This is a genomic window from Brevundimonas sp. EU05-FHT14B11, assembly GCF_058790835.1.
On sequence record NZ_JBYTCY010000001.1, the window covers coordinates 1,310,683 to 1,334,400 of the forward strand.

Annotated in this window: 21 protein-coding genes; 10 read left to right on the forward strand and 11 right to left on the reverse strand. The window is 69.2% G+C overall.

Translation table 11 applies throughout. The features are described 5' to 3' along the window. Window position 1: 1 nt before the first annotated feature. Window positions 2-1,678 carry an FAD-binding dehydrogenase gene (locus tag AC3WRV_RS06570; protein WP_492312596.1) on the reverse strand — a complete coding sequence of 559 codons (1,677 nt, stop codon included), beginning with the start codon at window positions 1,676-1,678 and terminating at the stop codon, window positions 2-4. A gap of 234 nt (window positions 1,679-1,912) precedes the next feature. On the opposite strand from AC3WRV_RS06570, the gene AC3WRV_RS06575 reads away from it, so the two are divergent. From AC3WRV_RS06575 to AC3WRV_RS06585, 3 genes are all read left to right on the forward strand, one after another. Beyond that, window positions 1,913-4,885: a TonB-dependent receptor gene (locus AC3WRV_RS06575; protein ID WP_492312597.1), complete on the forward strand. Its 2,973-nt coding sequence runs from the start codon at window positions 1,913-1,915 to the stop codon at window positions 4,883-4,885. A 184-nt stretch (window positions 4,886-5,069) separates the two neighbouring features. Then, window positions 5,070-5,564 carry a PraA/PraB family alkane oxidation protein activator gene (locus tag AC3WRV_RS06580; protein ID WP_291836838.1) on the forward strand — a complete coding sequence of 165 codons (495 nt, stop codon included), beginning with the start codon at window positions 5,070-5,072 and terminating at the stop codon, window positions 5,562-5,564. 270 nt (window positions 5,565-5,834) lie between these two features. After that, complete coding sequence (locus AC3WRV_RS06585; protein ID WP_492312598.1) at window positions 5,835-8,054, forward strand: TonB-dependent receptor; 2,220 nt, start codon at window positions 5,835-5,837, stop codon at window positions 8,052-8,054. Here the strand turns inward: AC3WRV_RS06585 and AC3WRV_RS06590 are convergent. From AC3WRV_RS06590 to AC3WRV_RS06610, 5 genes are all read right to left on the reverse strand, one after another. Beyond that, on the reverse strand, window positions 8,032-8,514 hold the full coding sequence (locus AC3WRV_RS06590) for an Ada metal-binding domain-containing protein (protein WP_492312599.1): 483 nt from the start codon (window positions 8,512-8,514) through the stop codon (window positions 8,032-8,034). The genes AC3WRV_RS06585 and AC3WRV_RS06590 overlap by 23 nt on opposite strands. Window positions 8,515-8,572: 58 nt before the next feature. Then, window positions 8,573-8,704, reverse strand: a complete 132-nt coding sequence (locus tag AC3WRV_RS06595) for a hypothetical protein (RefSeq protein WP_291836832.1) — start codon at window positions 8,702-8,704, stop codon at window positions 8,573-8,575. Between the two features lie 82 nt (window positions 8,705-8,786). Further along, entirely contained in the window at window positions 8,787-11,105 is a 2,319-nt protein-coding gene (locus AC3WRV_RS06600) for a TonB-dependent receptor (RefSeq protein ID WP_492312600.1), read from the reverse strand. Then, window positions 11,102-12,040 (reverse strand): FecR family protein, encoded by a 939-nt coding sequence (locus tag AC3WRV_RS06605; RefSeq protein ID WP_492312601.1) that lies wholly within the window; start codon window positions 12,038-12,040, stop codon window positions 11,102-11,104. Before AC3WRV_RS06605 ends, AC3WRV_RS06600 begins: the two co-directional genes overlap by 4 nt. A 37-nt stretch (window positions 12,041-12,077) precedes the next feature. Next, complete coding sequence (locus AC3WRV_RS06610; RefSeq protein ID WP_492312602.1) at window positions 12,078-12,599, reverse strand: RNA polymerase sigma factor; 522 nt, start codon at window positions 12,597-12,599, stop codon at window positions 12,078-12,080. Window positions 12,600-12,739: 140 nt separating this feature from the next. Here AC3WRV_RS06610 and msrA point away from each other — a divergent pair, with 140 nt between their 5' ends. From msrA to AC3WRV_RS06625, 3 genes are all read left to right on the forward strand, one after another. Beyond that, window positions 12,740-13,249: a peptide-methionine (S)-S-oxide reductase MsrA gene (gene msrA / locus AC3WRV_RS06615; RefSeq protein WP_291836763.1), complete on the forward strand. Its 510-nt coding sequence runs from the start codon at window positions 12,740-12,742 to the stop codon at window positions 13,247-13,249. Window positions 13,250-13,319: 70 nt separating this feature from the next. Beyond that, entirely contained in the window at window positions 13,320-14,762 is a 1,443-nt protein-coding gene (locus AC3WRV_RS06620; protein ID WP_492312603.1) for an aldehyde dehydrogenase family protein, read from the forward strand. A gap of 111 nt (window positions 14,763-14,873) precedes the next feature. Beyond that, on the forward strand, window positions 14,874-16,580 hold the full coding sequence (locus AC3WRV_RS06625) for an alkaline phosphatase family protein (protein WP_492312604.1): 1,707 nt from the start codon (window positions 14,874-14,876) through the stop codon (window positions 16,578-16,580). A 3-nt stretch (window positions 16,581-16,583) separates the two neighbouring features. On the opposite strand, the gene AC3WRV_RS06630 is transcribed toward AC3WRV_RS06625, so the two are convergent. Both AC3WRV_RS06630 and AC3WRV_RS06635 read right to left on the reverse strand, forming a co-directional pair. Continuing rightward, window positions 16,584-16,916: a hypothetical protein gene (locus tag AC3WRV_RS06630; RefSeq protein WP_492312605.1), complete on the reverse strand. Its 333-nt coding sequence runs from the start codon at window positions 16,914-16,916 to the stop codon at window positions 16,584-16,586. Further along, a complete protein-coding gene (locus tag AC3WRV_RS06635) occupies window positions 16,913-17,938 on the reverse strand; it encodes a hypothetical protein (RefSeq protein ID WP_492312606.1) in 1,026 nt (341 codons plus the stop codon). The genes AC3WRV_RS06630 and AC3WRV_RS06635 overlap by 4 nt, the downstream gene beginning before the upstream one ends. Before the next feature lie 161 nt (window positions 17,939-18,099). On the opposite strand from AC3WRV_RS06635, the gene pyk reads away from it, so the two are divergent. Genes pyk through AC3WRV_RS06650 form a run of 3 tightly spaced genes read left to right on the forward strand, consistent with a single transcriptional unit; the run spans window position 18,100 to window position 20,902 of the window. Beyond that, a complete protein-coding gene (pyk, locus tag AC3WRV_RS06640; protein WP_492312607.1) occupies window positions 18,100-19,542 on the forward strand; it encodes a pyruvate kinase in 1,443 nt (480 codons plus the stop codon). Window positions 19,543-19,562: 20 nt separating this feature from the next. Next, entirely contained in the window at window positions 19,563-20,603 is a 1,041-nt protein-coding gene (locus tag AC3WRV_RS06645; protein ID WP_492312608.1) for a DNA adenine methylase, read from the forward strand. A 50-nt stretch (window positions 20,604-20,653) separates the two neighbouring features. Then, window positions 20,654-20,902, forward strand: coding sequence for a hypothetical protein (locus AC3WRV_RS06650; RefSeq protein WP_291836747.1), 249 nt, complete (start codon window positions 20,654-20,656; stop codon window positions 20,900-20,902). A 3-nt stretch (window positions 20,903-20,905) separates the two neighbouring features. Here the strand turns inward: AC3WRV_RS06650 and rnhB are convergent, their stop codons facing one another. From rnhB to AC3WRV_RS06665, 3 genes are read right to left on the reverse strand one after another with little or no spacing between them, the layout of a single operon-like run. Next, window positions 20,906-21,532 (reverse strand): ribonuclease HII, encoded by a 627-nt coding sequence (gene rnhB / locus AC3WRV_RS06655; RefSeq protein ID WP_492312609.1) that lies wholly within the window; start codon window positions 21,530-21,532, stop codon window positions 20,906-20,908. After that, a complete protein-coding gene (locus AC3WRV_RS06660) occupies window positions 21,529-22,125 on the reverse strand; it encodes a DNA-3-methyladenine glycosylase I (RefSeq protein ID WP_291836745.1) in 597 nt (198 codons plus the stop codon). The genes rnhB and AC3WRV_RS06660 overlap by 4 nt, the downstream gene beginning before the upstream one ends. Before the next feature lie 47 nt (window positions 22,126-22,172). Next, entirely contained in the window at window positions 22,173-22,667 is a 495-nt protein-coding gene (locus AC3WRV_RS06665) for a winged helix-turn-helix transcriptional regulator (RefSeq protein WP_291836744.1), read from the reverse strand. A gap of 180 nt (window positions 22,668-22,847) precedes the next feature. Between AC3WRV_RS06665 and AC3WRV_RS06670 the strand changes: the two genes are divergently transcribed. Next, the gene (locus AC3WRV_RS06670; RefSeq protein WP_291836743.1) at window positions 22,848-23,690 is read left to right on the forward strand and encodes an acyl-CoA thioesterase; all 843 of its coding nucleotides are present in this window, start codon (window positions 22,848-22,850) and stop codon (window positions 23,688-23,690) included. The last annotated feature ends 28 nt before the right edge of the window (window positions 23,691-23,718 follow it).

Here is a 23,718-nt window from a genome sequence, read left to right on the forward strand (position 1 = left end):
CTCAGACGATAGCGGCCATGGCCCGGCCCGCGGCCCGACCGGAGAAGATGCAGCCCCCCAGGAAGGAGCCCTCCAGAGCGTTGTAGCCATGCAGGCCGCCGCCGCCAAAGCCGGCCGCCTCGCCGGCGGCGTAGAGGCCTTCGAAGACAGCGCCGTCCGGGCGCAGGACCCGGCTGTCGAGGTCGGTCTGCAGGCCGCCCAGGCTCTTGCGCGTCAGGACATGCAGCCTGACCCCGATCAGGGGACCGGCGGCAGGGTCGAGGATCCTGTGCGGCTCAGCGACCCGCGCCAGACGGTCGCCGGGATAGCGGCGCGCGTTGTGGATGCCCTGGATCTGGACGTCCTTGGCGTAGGGGTTGGCCATCTGGGCGTCGCGGGCCTCGATCTGGCGGCGTACCAGGTCGGGGTCCAGCAGCGACGTCGGCGTCAGCGCATTCATGCGCGCGACCAGGGTCTCGAGATCGTCCGCGACCACGAAGTCGGCGCCCCGGGTCTTGAAGGCCTCGACCTCGGGCGACGCGCCCTTGCCCAGGCGGGTCTTCAGCACGCGCAGCCAGCTGCCCGAGGTGATGTCGCCGTTCTGTTCGGAGCCCGAGAGGGCGAACTCCTTCTCAATGATCTTCTGGGTGAGGATGAACCAGGAATGGTCGTGCCCGGTCAGGTCGGGCGTGGTGCGCAGATGGCGCAGCGTCGAGACGGTGTCGTAGCCTGGCAGGGCGGGGAAGGGCAGGCGCCGTCCCAGCGCATCCAGCCAGATCGACGACGGCCCGGGCAGGATCCGGATGGCGTGCCGGGGCCAGACCGGGTTCCAGTTCCGGACGCCCTCGACGTAGTGCCACATGCGGTCTCGGTTCACGAGGCGGGCGCCGGCCTGTTCGGCGATATCGAGCAGCCGCCCGTCGACATAGGCCGGCACGCCGGTGAGCATCTCGCCCGGCGGGGGCCCGAGCCGGTCGGGCCAGAAGCGCCGCACCTGATCATGGTCTCCGCCGATGCCGCCCGTGGCGATCAGCACGACAGGCGCGCGCAGGGCGAAGGCCTCGACCTCTGTCCGGTTTGACGGCGCGCCCCGCGGCGCATCGTCCGGCTCAAGCCGCGCGCCCGAGACCCCGGTGACGCGTCCCGCCTCCACGATCAGCGCATCGACGCGGCAGCGATGGTGGAAGGTCAGAAGGCCGCGCTTCGCCGCCTTGAGCGCGCGCCGGGCGAAGGGTTCGGACACGCCGGTGCCGGTGCCCCAGGCCACGTGGAACCGCGGGACGGAATTGCCGTGGCCGTCCGCCCGGCCGTCGCCCCGCTCGGCCCAGCCGACCATGGGGGTCAGCCGGATGCCATGGCGGCGCAGCCAGTCGCGCTTTTCGCCCGCCGCGAACTCGACATAGGCGCGGCCCCAGCGCGCGGCCCACTCGTCTTCGGCGAGAGGGCCGTCCAGCCGGTCCCATTGGGCGCTGCCCCGCCAGTCCGACCAGGCCAGGTCGACGCTGTCGCGGACGCCCAGCCGCCGCTGCTCGGGACTGTCGACCAGGAACAGGCCGCCGAAGGACCAGTAGGCCTGACCGCCCAGGTTGGCGGGGTTCTCCTGATCCACCACGGCCACGCGGCGGCCCGCCTGGACCAGTTCGTTGGCCGCGACCAGGCCGGCCAGGCCCGCGCCCACGATGATGGCGTCATAGTTCATCCGATCCTCCCCCGTCGGTAGACCATCGTCAAGATTTACATTGATGTAAATAGTATGCGGGAAGTTGCCGTAAGGTCAACGCACATCGCTGTCAGTAGGTATTGACATATGAGTTAGTAGTGCGAAGTTGCAGGCAACCGCTGATGGTCCCGTCCCATCACGCGGAAAAGACCAGACGGGAGGAAACGTACATTAGCGCGCTGTTGGGGAATGGCGCGTTTCGGGAGGGACACCATGGCTTCATCGGCCTGTATTCGCGCGCGTCTGGCTATCACCGCCTCGGCTACCGCCTTGTTCATGGCGGCGGGGCCGGCCCTGGCCCAGACCGCCGAACCGCAAGCCGATCCGGGAGCCGCCACCCTCGATGAGATCATCGTCACGGCCCAGAAGCGCGAGCAGGCGATCCAGGACGTGCCGATCGCGGTGTCGGCCTTTTCGGCCGAGGTTCTGGACGATCTGCGGATTGAAGGGGGTTCGGAACTGCTGCGCGCCGTCCCGAACGTCAGCTTCTCCAAGAACAACTTCAGCATGTACAATTTCTCGATCCGGGGGATCGGGACCAAGGCCATTTCGGCCGCTTCCGACCCGGCCGTGGCGGTCAGCTTCAACAACAGCCCCCTGATCCGGAACCGCCTGTTCGAGCAGGAATACCTGGACGTCAGCCGGGTCGAGGTGCTGCGCGGACCGCAAGGCACGCTGTATGGACGAAACGCCACGGCCGGCGTGGTCAATATGATCCCTAATCTGCCGGGGCCGAATTTCGACGCCATGGCCCGGTTCGAGCTGGGCAACTACGTCTCGACCCGCGGCCAGGCGATGATCAACATCCCCGTGTCGGACACCTTCTGGATCCGCGCCGCCGGGTCGTTCACCGAACGCGACGGCTTCGACCACAACACTTTCCTGGACACGGACGTGAACGGCCGCAGTCTGTGGGCGACCCGGGTGTCCGCAGCGTGGGAGCCCAACGAACGCTTCAACGCCAACCTGATCTGGGAGCATTTCGAGGAGGACGACAACCGCTCGCGCACGGGCAAGCAGCTGTGTACGCGCGACCCGGGCCCGACCCAGGTCGGGGCGCAGTCGGTCACCAACGTTTCGCTTCGGGGCCGGATGAGCCAGGGCTGCCAGGCGGGCTCCCTGTATGACGACGCCGCCTATGGCGTGCCGAACGGGGCCGGTCTGGCGCAGATGTTCCTGGCCAGCGCCTTCGGCGTCTCGAGCGGCTTCACGACCCCGGTGGCCGCCACGCGCAGGTCCTTCACCTTCGTCAATGCGAACCAGGACCCCTACGAGGGGCTTTCGCAGAGCCGGAACCTGAGGGAGATCTCGACGTCCTACGATCCGGTGTTCCGCGCCGAGAACGACGTGTTCCAGCTGAACATGGAGTTCAACCCGACCGACACAATCCAGATCGTGTCCCAGACCGCCTACACCAAGGACAATTACTACTCATCGCAGGACTACAACCGGTACGTCACGAATCCGATCTTCAATGACAGCTCGATGATCTACAATCGTCAGGGCGTCCTGATCCCGAACCCGGCGACGCCGGGCGGCATCTACACCGATCCGCAGCTCGGCCCGTCGAACCGGATGCTGTCGGTGGATCTCAGCCGGTCCGAGAACAACCAGTTCTATCAGGAGCTCCGGCTGCAGACGAATTTCGACTCGGGCGTCAACTTCAATATCGGCGCGAACTACCTGAAGTTCGAGACGAAGGACGACTACTTCGTCTTCAACAACCTGTTCAGCTTCCTAGCCGAGTATTTCTACAACGGCGCGCTGTCCAACCGCATTCCGGTCACCTGCGACGACAGCGTCACCAACTTCGAATGCATCTATGTGGATCCCAATCCCCTCGGGAACATCAACGGCGAGGGGCACAACTATTTCCGCAGCAAGAACGAGGTCGAGACCGAGTCCTGGGCGATCTTCGGCGAGTCCTACATCGATCTGAGGGACGATCTGAAGCTGACGCTGGGCCTGCGCTACACCAGCGACACGAAGACGACGACGCCCTATCCGAGCCAGCTTCTGCTGGGGACCTGGACCCAGCTGGGCTTCGGTCCGTCGTCGGGCGGCACGGTGCGGCGCGGCTTCGTCGCCGGGGATCCGATCGAACAGAGCTGGGACGCGGTCACCGGACGGGTGGTCCTGGACTGGCACGTCAACGAAGACGTCATGGTCTACGGGTCCTACGCCCGCGGCTACAAGGGCGGCGGCACCAACCCGCCCCGCGCCGACATCAACCCGGCGGTGATCCAGTACCAGCCCCTGGCCGAGGTCTTCGATCCGGAATACGTCGACGCGCTCGAGATCGGTGTGAAGGGCGATTATTTCGACGGGCGGGTGCGGCTCAACGCGACCGCATTCTACTATAAATACAAAGACTACCAGGTCTCGCAGATCGTCGACCGGATCTCCCTGAACGAGAATTTCGACGCCACCTCCATGGGGCTGGAGCTCGAAGGCATCTTCCAGGTCACCGAGAATTTCCGCATCGACGGCAACCTCGGCTTCCTGAAGACCCGGGTCGGGGACGGGGAGCAGTCCATCGACGTGATGAACCGGACGCAGGGCAATGCGGACTGGACCCTGCTGCGGCCGTGGATCCAGGTGCCGTCGAACTGCGTCGCGCCGACCCGGCACGTGGAAACCATCCTGAGGATGCAGCCCGATCCGAGCCAGGCGTGGAACGCCCTGGCCGCCCTGTGCGCGGGCTCGTCGCGGTTCGGCACCTTTACGCCGGCGATCCAGAGCAGCTTCCGCTTCTATGAGACCTACGGCTTCACCTACAATCCGCTGACGGACGCCCCGAACGGCGGGCGCGGCTTCTACGACGACCTGAGCGGCAATGAGCTGCCGAACGCGCCGCGCTGGACCGCCAACATCGGCGCCCAATACACCTGGTTCATGGGGGATTGGGAAACGACGCTGCGCGGCGACTACTACCGCCAGGCCGAGAGCTATTTCCGCGTCTACAACACCGAGTACGACCGGATCAAAGGTTGGGACAACCTGAACCTCTCGATCTCTGTCGAGAACGTCCAGAACTCTCTGGTCCTGAGCGCCTACGTCAAGAACGTGCTCGATAACGAGTCCATCGTGGATGCATTCACGAATAGTGATGACTCGATGCTGACGACGAACGTGTTCATCAACGACCCTCGCATCTTTGGATTCAACGTAACGAAAAGATTCTAGACCTCTGTTCAGAAATCGATGTCGCCTCGCAGGGTTTATTCTCTGCGAGGCGATGAATCGTGCAACGAATACTTTATAGCTAAGGTTGTAAAGATAGTTAAAATGCCGATTTCTGGTTGAATACTTTCATGGGTGTTGATAGCGTTCTGTATCCGCACTCAACGCGGAGACAAGGGAGGTTCTGATGATTATTCGTACCGCTTCAGCCGTTTCCTGTTTCGTGGCCGTCATGGCGGCCGCCTCGTTCGCTAACGCCCAGTCGTTCAGCCCCGCCGGCGCCTTCGAAATCGTGGACTCCGAGTTCATCGTCCAACAGACCCAGGAACTGACCTGCCATATCGATGGCTTCGCGGGTTCGGTGCCGAGCGGCGGCGCCAACGCGGTGATCGACGTCAGCCCGCCCAACACCCTGCTCGACGGCGACAGCCTGTGTGACAACGTCGGCCTGAACAACTCCAACTGGACGATCACCCCGACCGGCGGCACCAACGTCACCGTCACGGGCATCTCCGCAGTCTCGCTGCTGGGCACCTGCGCCGGCACCGTCACCGGCACCTATGTCGGCAACACCCTGACCATCCCCCGTCAGGGCATTGCGGGCACGGTCTTCGGCTTCCCGATGACCTGCTACATCGAGGGCTTCGCCACGACCGGAAACTCCGCGATCACGCTGTCGTAATCCGACAGTCCTATCGCTGATAGTTCGCCAGGCCTTCCACACGCGCCGCCTTGGGGTTGTGCGGGAGGTCTGGCGACGCTTTTTGGGATCATGTTGCGGCCTGGACGGTATTCCGGTCTTCTCGGAGGCGTTTCGCCCGGGACCGGCGGCGTCTTGGCCAAGGATGGATAGTATATGGCGCCCTGGCTTTCCGTCCTCCGCCCGCTCCATCATCGACGAATGCGCCCGCAGCCCGGCGCCGATCCGGCGCGACGCCGCTAGGTCGTCGGCATGGCCGTGCTGCCGCTGATCTGTGTTGTATCCAGCGTGCTGGGCGCGCCCCAGGCCGCCGCGCCCCAATCCGCCGCACCGCCTTCCGGCGCGACCGCGCCTGACGTGCTTCCCCGAGCCCCCGTCAGCGAAGAGCCGCGGGCCGCCGTCCAGGATCCCGGCGTCATCGACATCGAGGGCATGGTGGTCGTGGGCCCGCGCCGCGGCGCGGCGGCCCTGGCCCCCGAGATGGAGCTGGATGCGACCGAGATCGACAACCTGGGCGCCTACGACATCGGAGAGGCGCTGGGGCGGCTGAGCCAGTCCCTGGGCTTCGACGAAACGCCGGCGATCATCGTCAACGGCCGCCGGGTCGTGAACGCGCGCGACTTCCTGCGCTTTCCCACCGACGCCCTGGTGCGGGTCGAGGTTCTGCCGCAGCAGGCCGCGTCGCTGTACGGGGAGGCGCCGACCCGCCGGGTTCTGAACATCGTCCTGCAACCGCGATTCACCAGCCGCGACAGCTTCGTCAGGGCCTCGGCGCCGACGCAGGGGGGGAACTCGTCCCTGGGCCTGGACGTCCGCCAGTCCGAGATCGTGGAAAGCGACACCCGCCAGTTCGGCGTCCAGCTGACCCGGGACACCTCTCTTCGCGCCGACGAGCGCCCGGACTATCTGCGCGACCATCCCGAAAGCGCCGGCGTCACCCTTCGGCCGGCGACGGACGCGGTCAACGCCAATTTCTCGATGACGAAGGCGTTCGGCGACTGGTCCAGTTCCCTCAGCGGGGACGCCCGGGTCCAACGCGACCGCTTCACCTCCCGGGCCGGGACCGAGACCGTCGAGACCCGGCGAAGCGTCGACAGCCTGGGCCTGTCCGGCGGGGTGACCGGCGACGCCGCGGGATGGTCGGTTCAGGTCGGCCTGAGCGGGGCGATATCGGACGCCGAGCAGGAGGGGATCGCGAACTCCCGCTCGCGCAACCTGTCCATGGGCGCGGACGTGAAGGCCAACCGTCCCCTGATCGAGCTTCCGGCCGGCCCGGTCGTCACCACCCTGGCGGCGCGATACGGCCGATCCCGCGTGACCCGCGACGCGGCCGACGCCCGCTCGACCCAGTCCCTGGATCTGAGGGGCAATCTGGCGATCCCCCTGTTCAAGGCCGCGTCGCCGGAGGAAGACGGCGGCCTGTCCCTGGGAGACCTGTCGCTGACGCTCGGGGTCACGGCGGACGGCTTCTATGACGACGCCGGAAGGGGCGACGGGGTGAACGTCGGCCTGGCCTGGGCGCCCGTCCGCAAGCTGAGGTTCAACGGCCTGTGGTCCCGGTCCACCGACAATCCCTCGTCGTCCCAGAGGTTCGACCCGGTCTATTTCGGCCCGCCCCGGGTGGTGTTCGACTTCCAGACCGGCGAGTCCGTGGAGGTGCTGCCGATCCTGGGCGGCAATCCCGATCTGCGGGGCCAGACGCTGGAGCGGTTCTCCCTGTCCGCGTCGGCGGGTCCCTTCACCTCATGGGGCGTGCGCGGCCGTGTCGGGTTCCAGCGGAACCGTTCGACCGACGGCATCGGACCGGTTCCCGATCTCACCCCGGCGGTGGAGGCGGCCTTCCCGGAGCTCTTCATCCGGGAGCCGGGCGGTCGGCTGGTCAACATCGACCAGAGGCCGATCAACCTCGGCTCGACGCTGTCGGAAACCCTGACCTCGGGCCTGAACTTCAGTGTTCCCTTCGGAGGCGGGAGGCGGCGGTCGGGCGCGCCCTCCCTGCAGTTCGGGATCAACCACACCTGGCAGCTGGCCAGCACCGCCATCCTGCATCCGGGCCTGCCGGAGCTGGACCGCCTGGCCGGCGACGGCGGCGGGGCGCCGCGGCAGCAGGTCAACCTGCAGGTCGACGGCCGTCGGGGGAACTGGGGCCTGAACGCGAGCGCGCGCTGGCAGAGCGCGTCACGCATCCGGCGCGACATCGGGGTGGACGGGCCGAACGACATCGAGCGGTCCGCCTTCGCGGCGATCGATCTCAAGATCAGCTATCTTCTGGAGCGCGCCGCCCCGGCCGCCCAGGACGGCGCCAGGCCGCGGCGGGACGGCGGCGTGCGCATCGAGCTGCAGATCGACAATCTGTTCGACGCGCGGCCCGAGGCCACGCGCGGCGACGGCCGACCGGTTCCGGGATACGGCCGCGACGATCAGGACCCGCTGGGGCGCACGGTCCGCCTCAGTCTAAGCCGACGCTTCTGAGCCTCGTCGCCGTCGGCTTCGGTCGATCCGGCGCGCGCAGGGCCCGGGCGTAGGCCGAAGGGGTCGTGCCGGTCAGACGGCGAAACAGCCGGTACAGGTGCGACGGACTCAGCCCCACGGCCCGGGCCAGATCGCGCGAGGGCGGGGCGGCGCCTCTGATCTCGATCAGCCTACAGGCGGCCTGGATCAGGTCCCGGTGGTGGTCGCCCAGCGAGGGGGCTTCGGGACGGCAGCGCAGACAGGGGCGGAAGCCGGTCGCGCGGGCCTCGTCGAGGGTGTCGTGCAGCCGGATGTTCTCGGGCCGCGCATGCCGGGACGGACAGGTCGGGCGGCAATAGACGCCGGTGGTGACGACCGAATACCAGAACCGGCCCTCGGCGCGCGGGTCGCGCCGATAGAGTTGGTCAAGGCGGCTCCGGCGCGGCGCGTGCGCGCCGACGGTGTTTGAAGCGTGTTCCATGATGTGGGGGAGGATGGGCGCGCCAATCGGGGGCTATGCAGCGCGCCCATCCCTTCATTCAGAAGCGGCGAAGATCGCCGGTGGGGCCTTGGGGGGCTGGGGTGACCCGCGACCCGCCGGTTCTGAAGAAGTCTGTGATCCCACGGTCGGCGGTGACGAGCGCCGAGGCCGCGATGACGGTCTTGATCATGAAATACTCGCACTGAAGTCGCCGCCCTGTTCTAAGGACGCCGCGTCGCGCGGGACGCCTTACGGCGTCGGTCCGAATTTCTTCAGAAGGCGGCGTCGAAGGTCAGCCGGAGCGTCAGCGGCCGGACCGGGACGGCCTGCGGCTCGGACAGCTGATAGGGCGAACCGATGCCGTAGCGGATGCCGGTGGTGTCGAAGGGGTTGGACAGGCGCACGGTGACGGCCCGGCGTTCGTCGCCCAGCCGCGCCGTCAGCTCGGAGCGCAGGTAGCCGCCCTGGGGCACGTCCAGCATCGGGCCGACGCCGAGCCGCGAATGGCCGATGTAGCGGAAGTCGGCGCCCAGCCGCAGCGGCAGGGTCGCGATCCACCCCGCCTCCCAGTCGACGCTCATCTGGGCGCCCACCGGGGCGACGTTGGGGATGTCGGTCGTGCCGCCGCCGATGGTGCTGAAGCGGGTCCGGGTCAGGCTGCTTTCGTTGAGGAACACGCCGCCGGACACCTCGAAATTCGAGGCCGGTCGCCAGGCCGCCTTCAACGAGATGAAGTGGATCACCCCGTCGCCGACATTGTCGGTGACCAGGTCGCCGCCCTCGGTGACGATGTCGGCCTGCACGTCGCGCCAGTCCATCCAGCCCACGGACACCTCACCCGACAGGCCGTTCCAGTCGTCGCGGGTGCGCGCGCCCAGCTCCAGCAGCGTCACCCGGTCGCCCTGGTAGCGGGCGAAGGCCCCGCCTGCCTCGTTGACCCCGGCGGGGCGCACGGCCTGTTCGAACCGGCCGAAAACGGTGACGGCGGGCGACACGTCCCAGCGCGCCGACAGGCTGGGGGTCAGGCGGTAGGTGACGCCCCGGTGATCGCTTCCGACCCGCAGATTGACGACGACGTCGTGAATGTCGCTGTCGATGCGGACGGCGGACAGACGGGCGCCGAGGGCGACACGCCAGTAGGGCGTGGGCGCGAGCGCCGCCTCGCCGAAGGCCGCGACCTCCGCGAAACTGCGCTTCAGGTCCGCGCCGCCGGCCTTGGCGTCGGTCGGCGACAGCGTGAGCCGCCGGCGCTCGACCAGGGTTTCGCCCAGGGCGACGGTGCCGCCGCCGGTCAGGGTCCAGCCGTCGCTGGACGTGATCTCGACCCGCGCCTCGGAAGCGAGGGCCGTGATGGTCTGGCGTCGGTCGACCGCGCTGGGGAAGGGATCGCCCGGCTGGCTGGCGTCGAACCGTTCGATCAATTCCTGCCGCGACACGCTGGTGGCTGAGGTCAGGGTGGCGCCGCCCAGCCGGCGGCGGGCGGTCAGTCCGGCGATGGCGATGGTGCTTTCGTACGGTTCGAGCACCCGGCTGGAGCGACTGAAGCTGTTGTCGTCGACGGCGACGATCTGGGCGTCGTCGGCCGAGACGCGCTGGGCCAGGCCGACCAGGTCGATGGTCCAGGTCTCGTCGGTCCAGCGCAGGGCGACGCGGCCGCCGATGGTGTCGACCCCGTCCATCTGGCGGCCCCGGCCGGGGTTGTCGAGGAAGCCGCCGTCGTGGCGGACGTAGGCGACCAGCCGCGCGGCGGTCTGATCGCCGAGGGTCTGGTTGACCACCAGCGACGCCTCGCCGCTGTTCGACCCGCCCGAGGTCGCGCCCACGCCGGTGGTGAGGCGGGCCGAGGTTTCGTACAGGGCCGGGGATTCAGGCTGGATGCGCAGCACGCCGCCGATGGAGCCGGCCCCGAAGCGGGTGCCCTGCGGGCCTTCGAACACCTCGATCCGGCGAACGTCGATCAGGGCCAGGTCGGGGTCGGGGGAGCCGTAGCTCAGCCGCAGGTCGCCCAGATACTGGCCGACCGTCGCCTGCAGCGGTCCGTTCATGGCCGAATCCGACAGGCCCCGCACGAATAGCTTGTTGCGGCCGAGGCCCTGGCGCGTGGAGTCCACCGTCGCGGACAGATCGGCCACGGCCTCGCTGGCGGCCGCGCCCGCGACCCGGTCCAGCGCGCCCGGCGCCAGCAGGCTGCGTCCGGCGCCGTCGCGAAGCCCGACCGGCGGAACCGCGGTGACCACGACCTCGCTCAGCGTCGTCGGTCCGGCGGGCACGGGTTGGAGCGGGGGCGGGGAGGCGGGGCGCAGCGGCGCGCGTGGGGCGGTTTCGATCCGGTAGACGCCGTCGCCGATCCGTACGGCGCGGGCGCCCAGCGGACGCAGCAGGCGTTCAAGCGCCGCTTCCGTCGTCATCCGCCCGCGCAGCTCCGGCGTCCGCCGGGCGGACAGGTCCGCGGCGATGACCACGTCGATCCCGGCCTGGGAGGCCAGACGGTTGATGGCGGGGACGGCGGGGCCGGCCCGCACGTCGAACGTCTGTGGCGCGCCTGACTGAGCCGTCAGCAGCCCGACCGCCAGCCAAGCGGCGACCGTCACGGCGCCCGACGCGGCTCCAGCCGCCAGCCCTCGCCCGCCTCCGTGATGGTGACGCCGAGCAGCAGTTCCAGCCGCGACTTCTGGTCGGCGGTCGGGGCGGTGGTGGTCAGACTGCCGCTGAAGCGGCGGTCGGCCAGCCCCGGGGCGACGGTGACCGGCCGGTTCAGGGCGCGGCCCAGGTCCTGGGCCACCACGGTCATGCGCTCGTCGTTCCACGACAGACGACCCTCGCGCCAGCTGTCCACGTCTTCCGGCGCCACCGAGCCGCGCTCAAGACCCCGAAGGCTGGAGACCACGCTGTCGCCGGGATTGAGGACCGTCCGGGCGGATCCGGCGTCGACCTGGACGCTGCCTTCGGACACCGAGACGCGCGCGCCGTCCTGCAGTCGGGTCACGTCGAAGACGGTGCCGAGGTCGGTCAGGGTCGTGTCGCCGACCGCGACGAGGAAGGGGTGGGCGTCGTCGTGCTCGACCTCGAACAGGGCGCGTCCGGCCTCCAGCGACACCTGGCGCGGCTTGCGGCGATCCAGCGCCAGCCGGGTCGCGCCGTCCAGCACGACCTGGGAGCCGTCGGCCAGGGTGACGGTGCGCTGCTCGCCGGGCGCGGTCTCGATCAGCCACGGCTGCGGGCGGGCGCTCCAGCCGATCCACGCCACGCCGAGGGCCAGCACGCCGACCGCCGCCGCGATCACGGCCCGGCGGGGGAAGACGAAACCGCGGCCGGCCCGCATCGTCGGCAGGGTCCGCGCGGGAGCCGTCTTCAGCGCCTCGACCGCGTCGCCCTCGGCCTCGGCCAGCCGCCAATAGACCTCGGCGTGGCGCGCGTCAGCGGCCAGCCAGGCCTCCCAGGCGTCCCACTGATCGAAGTCGGGATCGTTGACCCGGACCAGCCAGTCCAGGGCGTCACGTTCGATAATTCTGGTCGTGGCGCTCATCCCCATGCCCCCGGGACGCCGCCGAAGCCGATTCGCCTCATGCCCCGTCCCCCTCAAGATCCAGAAGCGCTGCATAGACCTTGCGCAGATGCTTCTCGATGGTGCTCAGGCCCATGCCGAATTCCTCGGCCAGCCGGCGCTGGGTGACGCCGTCGATGCGGTGCCGGCGGAAAATGGCCGCGGCCGGATCGCCGACGGCGGCCAGGCGCGCCTCGACCGCCGCCAAGGCCTGGACCGCGATCAGGCGGCGTTCCGCGTCCGCCGGTTCGACGGCGTCCTCGGGCAGGTTGGCCGGGCTGGCCCAGGCCGCATCCCGCGCCGCCGTCCGCCGCGCGCCGCGGCGCCGGTCCAGCACGGCGGTGTAGACCATGCGCAGCAGATAGGCCTGGGGGTTGGCGACCGGCCCGTCGGCGTTGCCGATCTTGAGCCAGACATCCTGGACCACGTCCTCGGCGTCGCCGCCCGCGCCCATGGCCGACGCCCGCCGGATCAGCGCCGGGCGCATCTCGGTGAACACCGCTTCGAGGCCTGCGGCCGGGATGTCGGGCGACGCGTTCATGCGCGCGGGCCATAGCCTTTCAATAGGGACGAAATCTGGACAAAACCGCCGTTGCGCCAGTCGAGCCTTTCCTCGCTTCCGCGAGCGCCTATTTCAAGACGGAAGCCGCGCCGCGAGGGCGCGCGAAGAAAGGACCGATCATGGGCAGCGAGACGACCGAGCGCGCCGTTCTGGCGGGAGGCTGCTTCTGGGGCATGCAGGATTTGCTGCGACGCTACAAGGGCGTGATTTCGACCCGCGTCGGCTACAGCGGCGGCGACGTGCCCAACGCCACCTACCGCAATCATGGAACCCACGCCGAAGCGATCGAGATCGTCTTCGACCCGAAGGAGATCAGCTATCGGCAGCTGCTGGAGTTCTTCTTCCAGATCCACGATCCCACGACGCTGAACCGGCAGGGCAACGACCGGGGCCTCAGCTACCGCTCGGCCATCTATTACGCCGACGAGGATCAGAAGCGCATCGCCGAGGAGACCATCGCCGATGTGGAGGCGTCCGGACAGTGGCCGGGCAAGGTGGTCACCGAGGTCGAGCCGGTCGGGCCCTTCTGGGAGGCCGAACCTGAACATCAGGACTATCTGGAGCGCTATCCGGAAGGCTACACCTGCCACTTCGTGCGCCCGGACTGGACGCTGAAGCCGGCGGCCTGAGGCGCGGTCGGCGGATGCGGTCCCGATGGGGCCGCGTCCGTCCGACCGACTTCTGCAGGGAACGCCTTCCATGACCGACACGCTCGACCTTTCGCACTGGATCAACGGCGAGCGGACGAGCGGCGATCGGCCCGCCGAGAGCATCAATCCGTCGGACACCCGCGAGGTCGTGGCCCGCACACCCGACGGCTCGGCTTCGGACGTCGATGACGCGGTCGCGGCGGCCAAAGCGGCCTTTCCCAGTTGGGCGGACGCCTCGCCCGAGGTGCGCTCGGACATCCTGGACCGCGCCGGCAGCCTGTTGATGGAGCGCCGCGAAAGCGTCGGCCGACTGCTGTCGCGCGAGGAGGGCAAGACGCTGGCGGAAGGCGTCGGCGAAACCGCCCGCGCCGCCCGCATCCTGAAGTATTTCGCCGGCGAGGCCCTGCGCCTGCACGGCCAGAACCTGGCCTCGACCCGGCCGGGCGTGGAGATCCAGACCTATCGCCAGCCGGTCGGCGTCTACGGCCTGATCACGCCGTGGAACTTCCCCATCGCCATCCCCGCCTGGAAGGCCGCGCCCGCCCTGGCCTTCGGCAATACGGTGGTGCTGAAGCCCGCCGGTCCGACCCCGGCCACCGCCGAAGCGCTGGTCGCCATCCTGCACGAGGCGGGCCTGCCCAAGGGCGTCATGAACATGGTCATCGGCCGTGGCCGTGTGGGTCAGGCCATCGTGGATCACAAGGATGTCGTCGGGGTCTCCTTCACCGGCTCGCAGGGCGTCGGCGCGGGCGTGGCGGCCGGGACGGTCGCGCGCCAGGCCCGGGTGCAGCTGGAGATGGGCGGCAAGAACCCGCTGATCGTGCTGGACGACGCCGATCTGGAGCGGGCGGTGAACATCGCCCTGGACGGCTCCTTCTTCGCGACCGGCCAACGCTGCACCGCCTCCAGCCGCCTGATCGTGCAGGACGGAATTCACGACCGGTTCGTGGCCCTGCTGGCCGAGAAGGTCGCCGCCCTGCGGGTCGGCGACGCGCTGGACCCGAACACCCAGATGGGCCCGGCGGTCAGCGAGGCCCAGATGGAGACCGCCTACAGCTACGTCGAGGTCGCCCGCGGCGAGGGCGCCCGGATCGTCACCGGCGGCGACCGTCTGAAGCTGGACAAGCCGGGCTGGTACGTCCAGCCGACCCTGATCGCCGACACCCTGGCGGACATGCGGATCAATAATGAGGAGGTCTTCGGACCCGTCGCCTCGACCATCCGCGTGAAGAGCTACGAAGAGGCGCTGGAGATCGCCAACGGGGTCGAGTTCGGCCTGTCGGCGGGCATCGTCACCAGCTCGCTGAAGCACGCGCGCGACTTCCAGCGTCGGGCGAAGGCGGGAATGACCATGGTCAACCTGCCGACGGCGGGGGTCGACTATCACGTGCCGTTCGGCGGGACGAAGTCGTCCAGCTACGGCGCGCGCGAGCAGGGCTTCGCGGCGGCGGAGTTCTTCACCCAGACCAAGACCAGCTACAGCGCGGGCTGACCGGCGGACCGTCGGGGCTAGCCGAAGGCGGCGTCTCACGGTAGCGGTCCGCCGCTGTCGCAGAGCTGTCGCGCGGACAGGCTAGGCGGCGGCATCGCAGGAGACGCCCGAGTGAACCGAGTTCGAACCGCCCTCGCCGCCGTGAGCCTTCTGGCGCTGGGCGCCTGCAGCACCGTTCAGGGCTGGTGGCCGGCGGACGCCGCTGCGCCGTCGGAGCCCGCGACCGTCGCCGCGCCGGTCGCCGAATCGACCGCCCGGCCGACGCTGGTGGTGACCATCGTCATCGACCAGTTCAGCGCCAATCTGTTCAACCAGTACCGCGACGACTTCACCGGCGGCCTGGCCGTGCTGGCGCAGCAGGGCCGGGTCCACGCCAACGGCTTCCAGCAGCACGGCCTGACCGAGACCTGCCCCGGCCACTCGACCGTGCTGACGGGCATGAACCCGGCCCGCACCGGCATTCCGGCCAACGACTGGGTCGATCCGGCCACGGGGAAAGAGGTCTACTGCCTGGCCGCGCCGGCCAACCATCTGGCCCATGGCGACGACACCAGCGACAACGGTCCGGTCGGCCCCGGACAGCTGGAGGTCACGACCCTGGCCGACTGGCTGAAGACGGCCAGCCCGCAGAGCCGCGTCTATGCGGTGTCGGGCAAGGATCGCGGCGCCATCAACCTGAACGGCCACCTCGGCGACGGGGCCTTCTGGTATACCGACGGCTTCGGCTTCACGACCTATGTCGAGCCGGGCCAGACGCCCACGGCGCGGCTGGCGCCCGTGGCGGCGCTGAACGCCCGCATCGCCGAGCGGCTGCGCGTTACGCCCGCCGCCTGGACCTACACCCACGACGTCTGCCGCCGCCTGATCGGCGACTGGCGGATCAACGGCCGCACCTTCCATTCCGACCTGCCGCCCCAGAATTTCGCGCTCGACACCTCGCCCATGCTCGACGAGCTGACGCTGGAGGCCGCGACCGAACTGCTGGAGACGAAGCAGCTGGGCCGCCGCGGCGTGGTCGACATGCTGGGCGTCAGCCTGTCGGGGACCGACCGCATCGGCCACAGCTTCGGCACCCAAGGACCGGAGATGTGCGAGCAGATGTACCGCCTCGACGCGGCGCTGGGCCGTTTCCTGCAGCGCCTGCCGCAGGGCAGCATCGTCGTCCTGACCGCGGACCACGGCGGCTCGGACTTCGTCGAGCGGCTGGCCGTGCGCGGCTATCCGCACGCCCATCGCGCCGATCCGCAGCGGCTGGCGAACATCAACGGCGCGCTGAAGGCCCGCTTCGGCCTGGATTACGACCCCCTGTCCTCGGGCGGCAGCGGGCTGATGGTCGGCGACAAGGATCACAAGGGCCTGCCGGAGCCGCTGCGCACTCGCATCATCGAGGCGGCTCTGCCGCTGCTGCGGGCCAATGCGGACGTGGCCTTCGCCGAGAGCCGCGACGTGCTGCTGGCCGAGCCCCTGCCGCCGGCTACCCTGACGCCGGACCTGATGACCGTGCGCCAGCGGATGCGGCTGTCGACCGTGGCCGAGCGCTCGCCGGACCTGATCATCGCCCTGGCCGAGAACGTGGTCTCGGGCGGCCGGGTCGGCGGCACCATCGCCAATCACGGAACGCCCTGGGACTATGACCGCCGCGTGCCGATCATCTTCTGGTGGCCGGGCGCGCAGGGGCAGGAGCGCTTCCTGCCCATCCGCACCATCGACATCGCCCCGACCCTGGCGCCGATCGTCGGGGTGCAGACCCCGGCCGGCCTGGACGGCCGCTGCATCGATCTGCAGGCGCCCGGCGGCGCGACCTGTCCGCTCCGATAGAGCTCAGGTTCCCATGGCCGCAAGCGCCGCCATCAGCTGCGCGACGGAAGAGATCAAGCCCAGCACCGCGACCAGATTCGTCAGGTCCGCCAAGGCCGTCTGCAGTTTCGTGTTCGCGTCTTTCAGCGCCTTGAGCGTGTTCCTGACGAAGCCGTCGCCCTGGTCGAAGGCCTTGCTCAGGGCGAGATAATAAGCGTCGCGCGCGCCGTCCCGGTCGTCGAGCAATCGCATCCGCGCCTCGGCCGTCGGGGCCATCATGCTGAGATCGTCGAACCGCGCCCGGATGATGAACCAGGCGGATTCGATCTCCTTGAACTCCGGCGTGGCGCTTCTCATTCCTCTGCCTCCTCAGGTCCCAGAAGGGTGGCGATGGCCGTCAGTCTGTCGATCAGGGCGTCCATGTGGGCGATGGACATGCCGTCGCCCTTCTCGAACCGGTCGTGAAGGCCGATGAGGGCGTCCACCACGTCGATCTGGCTTTGATAGTCGTTCGCCGCGGCGTCGATCCGCTGGAGCTTCTCGGTGTCCAGGTAGGTCTGGATGGTCCGGCAGGTCCCCTCATCCGCGGCGTTGAACCGAAGATCGGGCGAGGCCGGCAGCACGGTCAGTTCGCCCGCCAGCCCGAGGTTGGCGACCAGGGTGTTGGCGTCGAGATAGCCGCGCCGCCACAGAGCCACCGTCAGGTCGTAGCGCTGACCGACCTGATTGCTCATGACCGAGACCGTCGGGCCCGCGCCGACGGCCAGGGCCTCGCGGTATCCCTTCAGCGCCGCGCTGATGTCCCGCGACGAGCTCAGCAGGCGCTCCGCCTGGTGGTCGCTGGCCCAGGCGCCGGCCAAGCCGCTGGCGATCGCGCCCGCGCCCTTGGAGATCGGTTGCAGGTTCCATTGCGCCCGCAAGGTGTTGGCGGCGCTCACCACGCCATCGACGCCGGCCTGGACCTGGCCGTAGGCGTCGTAGTCCGCCAGGCTGTTCCAGCTGGCGTAGGTCTGGACCAGCGACCTGGCCAGGTTCGTCCTCGCCCTGAGCGAGGCCGCGACGCGATCGACAGCGGGATCCGGGCTGGAGGCGGGGACGGCGGTGATCACCGGCGGGCCCGGCGGAATGTAGCAGGGCGGCGTCTGGCCGGGTGCGAGCCGTACGAACGGCGTCTGGGTCTGCAGGGCCCGAAGGAAGCGATCCTGTCGCAGGGACTCCTGGAACCCGCTTTCGACGCTGGTGGCCGAGGTCAGCAGGCCGGCGCTGGCCTCCACGCCCGCGACGCCCAGCTTCTGCGCCGCCGCGATCTTGGGTGAGACGCAGCCGCTGACGGCCAACGCGCCGATGGACAAGCCGACGATCAGGACCCTGGTTTTCATGAACGCCTCCCGTGCAGATAACATTGATATCCATTTTTGGTTGAAATCAAGCCCCGAGATTCACTCATAACTTCGTGTTTCGGGAACCGGAGCGGCCTTACCCGCTCCGCGTTTCATAGGCACAAGGGGCGCTTGATCCTCTCACAGGCCGGAACCACACGATGAACAGAGCCCGGCGCGCGCGCATTGTCGCCACCCTTGGACCGGCCAGCCGGGCGCCCGGTACGGTGAAGGCCCTCGCCCAGGCGGGGGTGGACGTGTTCCGCCTCAACTTCAGCCACGGCTCGCACGAGGACCACGCCGCCGCCCTGAAGGCCGTGCGCGGCGCCGAACTGGCGCTGAAGCGTCCGCTGGGCGTGCTGGCCGACCTGCAGGGGCCCAAGCTGCGCCTGGGCCGCTTCGCCGAGGTCGAGATCGACGTGAAGCCGGGCCACAAGATGCGCTTCGACCTGGACCCGACGCCCGGCGACGAGACGCGGGTTCAGATGCCCCACCCCGAAATCTTCAAGGCGCTGCGCACCGGCATGCTGCTGCTGCTGGACGACGGGCGGGTGCGGCTGCGCGTCGGCGAGCGCCATGACACCTGGGCCGACGTCACGGTCGAGAGCGGCTCCAAGCTGTCGGACCGCAAAGGCGTCGCGGTGCCCGAGGCGGTGATCCCGGTCTCGGCCCTGACCCCCAAGGATCGCGAGGACCTGGCCTTCGCCCTGCGCATCGGCGTGGACTGGGTCGCCCTCAGCTTCGTCCAGAAGGCCGAAGACATGGCCGAGCTGAAGCAACTGGTGAAGGGCCGGGCCGCCTGCCTGGCCAAGATCGAGAAGCCGCAGGCCCTGGCCCAGCTAGAGAGCATCCTGGACTACTGCGACGGCGTCATGGTCGCCCGCGGCGACCTGGGGGTCGAGCTGGAGCCGGAGGAGGTCCCGGTGGCGCAGAAGCAGATCATCCGAGCCGCCCGCCAGCGCGGCGTGCCGGTGATCGTGGCGACGCAGATGCTGGAATCGATGACCTCATCGCCGGCGCCGACCCGCGCCGAGGCGTCCGATGTCGCCAACGCCGTCTATGAGGGCGCGGACGCCATGATGCTGTCGGCCGAGACCGCCTCGGGCCAGTATCCGCTGGAAGCCGTGGGCATCATGAGCCGTATCATCGAGCGGGTGGAACAGGATCCCCTGTGGCCCAGCCTGATGGACGCCGAGCACGCGGGCATGGAGGAGCATGACGTCGACGCCCTGGTCGCCGCCGCCCGCAAGGCCGCGGACTCGCAGGCGACGGCCTGTATCGTGGTCTTCACGACCCTGGGCGGGACCGCGCGGCGCATGGCCCGCGAACGGCCGCTGCAGCCGATCCTGACCCTGACGCCCAATCCCGACACCGCGCGCCGTCTTGCGCTGGTCTGGGGACTGGAGACCCGGCTGGGCAAGGAGCCGACCTCGCTGGAGGACGTCACCGAGGACGCGGTGAACAGCGCGATGACCTACGGCCTGGCCGAGCCCGGCCAGCGCATCCTGATCCTGGCGGGCACGCCCTTCGGCGCGCCGGGGGCTGCGAATCTGCTGCGTCTGGCGCATGCTCCGACCAAGAAGGGCGGCAAGGGCCGCGCCTGATCCCTCGCGAAGGGGGCGTCTTGATCAAATACATCGGCTCCAAGCGCGCCTTGCTGGGCCAGGTGACAGCGACGGTCGCGACCCTGCTGCCGCAGGGCGGGACGGTCTGCGACCTGTTTTCCGGCTCGGCCCGGGTGGGGCACGCGCTGAAGGGACAGGGCTTCCGGGTCTGGTCCAACGATCACAACGCCTACGCCCACACCCTGGCCACCGCCTATGTGCAGGCCGACCGCGAGCGCTGGCTGGAGCGGGCCGAGGCCGTGCTGGCCGAGCTGCGCACGGTCACGCCGGCGCGCGGCTGGTTCACCAAGGCCTTCTGCGAGGACGCCCGCTTCTTCCATCCCGACAACGGCGCGGTGGTGGACGCCATGCGCGACCGGATCACCGCTCTGGCGCTTGAGCCGGAGTTGGAGGCCATCGCCCTGGTCGCCCTGATGGAGGCGGCGGACCGGGTGGATTCCACGGCGGGCCTGCAGATGGCCTATATGAAGACCTGGGCCCCGAGGGCGCTGAAGCCGCTGGAATTGCGCATGCCGGACATCCTGCCGGGTGTCGCGGGCGGAACCTGCCGAGCGACCCATGCGGATGCGGTGGTCCTCGCGCCGGAGATCGAGGCCGACCTCGTTTACCTGGATCCGCCCTACAACCAGCATTCCTATCTGGGGAACTATCACTGCTGGGAAAGCCTGGTGCTTTGGGACAAGCCCGAGACCTATGGCGTCGCCAACAAGCGGATCGACGTGAAGACCCGCAAGAGCGCCTTCAACAGCCGCCCCGGCATCGGCCCCGCGCTGGAGGCGGTGATCGGCGGCCTGAAGGCGCCGAACCTGGTCGTGTCCTTCAACGACGAGGGCTATCTGAGCCGCGAGCAGCTGGTGGCCATGCTGTCCACGCGCGGCGAGGTGCAGGTGATCGAGATCGCCCGGCCCCGCTACGTCGGCGCCCGCATCGGCATCCACAGCCCCAAGGGTGAGAAGGTCGGGACGGTCGGACGGTTGCGCAACGTCGAATACCTGTTCGTGGTCGGCGAGCGCCGGCTGGACCTCGCCGACGCCGCTTAAGGGAACGGTCGGAGTCCGGGGCCGTTGTGTCCGCCATGGAACCGTTGTCGATGACCCCTTCGCACCGGCTGCACGGCGCCCGCGCCTATGGCCGGGCCGCTGACGCCTTCGAGGCGGTGGCGTGGAAACCGCCCACCGCCGCCCGCTTCCGCACCGAGATCGCCAACGACGCGCCGGTCGTACCCGAGCCGACGGTCGGCGACATGGTTCGCGCCATCCCCGGCTGGGCCGTGATCGTCGGCGGCGGAGTCGTGGCGGCGCTGATGGGCGCCCTGCTGGGCGGGGCGCTGCAGATCTAGAGTTTAGCTTCCCAGCAGAGCCTTCACCGGACCCCAGCTGCGCCGGTGTTCGGGGCAGGGGCCGTGGGTCTGCAGCGCTTCAGAGTGGATCGGCGCGTTGTAGCCCTTGTGCCGGGCGAAGCCGTAGGCCGGATAAAGCGTATCAAGCTCGATCATCACCCGATCCCGCGCCGTCTTGGCCAGGATTGACGCGGCCGCGATGGACAGGCTGAGGCCGTCGCCGCCGACGACCGTCTGGATCGGGCAAGGCAGCTTGAAGCGGTAGTTGCCGTCGACCAGCGCCGCGACCGGCGGGATCGCCATGGCCTCGATGGCCCGGCACATGGCCAGGCCGGTGGCGCCGATGATGTTCAGCTCCTCGATCTCGCGCGCCGAGGCGAAGCCGACGCCCCAGGCCAGCGCCCGGGCCTTGATCTGGGGCTCCAGCGCCGCGCGGCGCTTTTCAGTCAGGACCTTGGAGTCGTCCATGCCCTCGGGGAGGTCGTCGGGGTTCAGGATCACCGCCGCCGCCGAGACGGGACCGGCCCAGGGTCCGCGCCCGGCCTCGTCCACGCCGCAAACCAGGCCGCCGCTGGATTGGGCCAGCAGGGTCTCGAGCGCCAGGGTCGGGAAGGTGCGGTCAGAACTCACGGGCGGGGCATCGCACGAACCTGGGCGTGACGGAAGCAGGTCGTCTGGTGATCGTTGACCATGCCCACGGCCTGCATGAAGGCATAGACGATCACCGGGCCGCAGAAGTTGAAGCCGCGCTTCTTCAGCGCCTTGGCCATGGCGACGGACGCTTCGGTCTGGGTCGGGGCGTCGCGGAAATCGGCCCACTCGTTCTGGATCGGCGCCCCGCCGACGAAGGACCAGAGCCAGGCGGAGAAGTCTTCGCCATTGTCGCGCATCTCCAGCCAGATCTGCGCGCCGCGGATGGCGGCGTTGATCTTGGCGCGCGAGCGGATGATGCGGGCGTCGCCCAGCAGGCGCTGGATGTCGTCCTCGCCGTAGCGGGCGACGATCTCGGGATCGAAGCCGTGGAAGGCGTCGCGCAGGCCTTCGCGCTTCCTCAGGATGGTGATCCACGCCAGCCCGGCCTGGAAGCCGTCCAGCACCAGCTTCTCCCACAGGGCGCGGGCGTCGTACTCGGGCACGCCCCATTCCTCGTCGTGATAGGCGATGTAGAGCGGGTCGGCGGTTCCGCACCAGCCGCAGCGGCCGTCGGCGTGTGAGTCGGTCATGGCGCGGAGGATGCCTCCGACGCCGCGTCAGTGAAAGGCGGCGGCCGTCAGGCCGCCTCGTCCTTGGCGGGCATGACCTCGCCGACGGTCATGCGGCTGCGGTCGTGGATCAGCTGGATGTCGCGGGGGCGCACGATCTCGTTGCAGTGGCCGCAGGCGATGCGGGGCGACAGGTCGTGGCCGCATTCCTTGTGGACCATGGTCAGGCCGGCGTTCTCCTCGCCGTAGACATGCTTGGCGCCCCAGGCGTGCAGGGTGACCAGCACGCCGTACAGGTCCTTGCCCTTGGCGGTCAGGACGTACTCGTTGCGCGGCGGGCGTTCGGAATAGAGGCGGGGCTCCAGCACGCCGTGCTGCACCAGGGTCTTGAGCCGCGCGGCCAGCACATTGCGGGCGACGCCGAGACGCTCCTGCCACTGTTCGAAGCGGCTGACGCCGTTGAAGGCGTCGCGGATGACCAGCATCGTCCACGGGTCGCCGATCACCTCGAGGGTGGCGGCGACGGTGCAGCTCTGGCGAGAGTAGTCGGCTGTGCGTCCCATGACGCAAAGGTGACGCCGCGTCAGGCGATTTGCAAGAGGGTTGCCAATCTGAACCCACTAGGTCAGTCTTGTTTGGCTACGGACACGTTCCGGCGCATGCCCGACGTATCCTTATCCCTCGACTTCCGGGCGGAAGATTCCAGTCTTCCGCCCGCTCTTTCCTGCCGATAGACCGATCGCATGACGCACCAGACCCTCGACGAAGCCCTGACCCTGACCGAGGATGGACAGGGCGGCCTGATCGCGCCGATGACCGGCTCCTTCTCCAATGCGCCGACGGCGTGGCCGGCCGAGAAGGGCTCGCCCTTCGGCGGGCTGATGGCGGCGCTGGCGGCCAAGGCGGCGCGCGAGACGCTGGGGATCACGGCGCCGCTGCGCACCGTGGCGACCCAGTTCCTGATCGGGGCCAGGTTCGAGCCGCTGACCATCACCAGCGAGCTGCTGCGCGGCGGCCGTTCGGCGGCTTACGCTTCGGTGCGGGCGGGGCAGGGCGACCGGCTGGCGATGAGCGGCCTGATCACCTTCGGCCAGCCCGGCGACGGGCCGGAGCTGCGCGCCGCCTCCATCACCCCGCCGCCGCTGCTGGAGCAGCCGCTGACGCCGATGGACCCGCAGTTCGGACCGCACTTCATTCGCCATGTGGAGCACCGCTTCGTCGGCGGCATCCAGCTGTTCGGCAAGAACGAGACCGACCGGATGGGGGTGTGGATGCGCACCGTCGACGGCAAGCCGCTGGACGAGGCCCGGCTGGCTTTCCTGCTGGACGCCACCTTCCCGGTCTATTGGACCATGCTGCCGCCGCCGCCCGCGGTCTCGGCCACCGCCGACCTGCGCTACGACTTCTTCGGCCCGGTGCCGGAGGACGCGGCGCCGGACGGCTGGACCTATTTCGAGTTCGTCTCGCGCGACAGTCACGGCGGCTGGACGGTCGAGGACGCGACGGCCTGGGCCCAGGACGGGCGGCCGCTGGCGGTCGGGCGTCAGCTTCGCAAGGTGCTGGCCTCGCGGGCGCCGAGAGCCTGAACGACGAAAGCCGGCCGCGCTTGCGCAC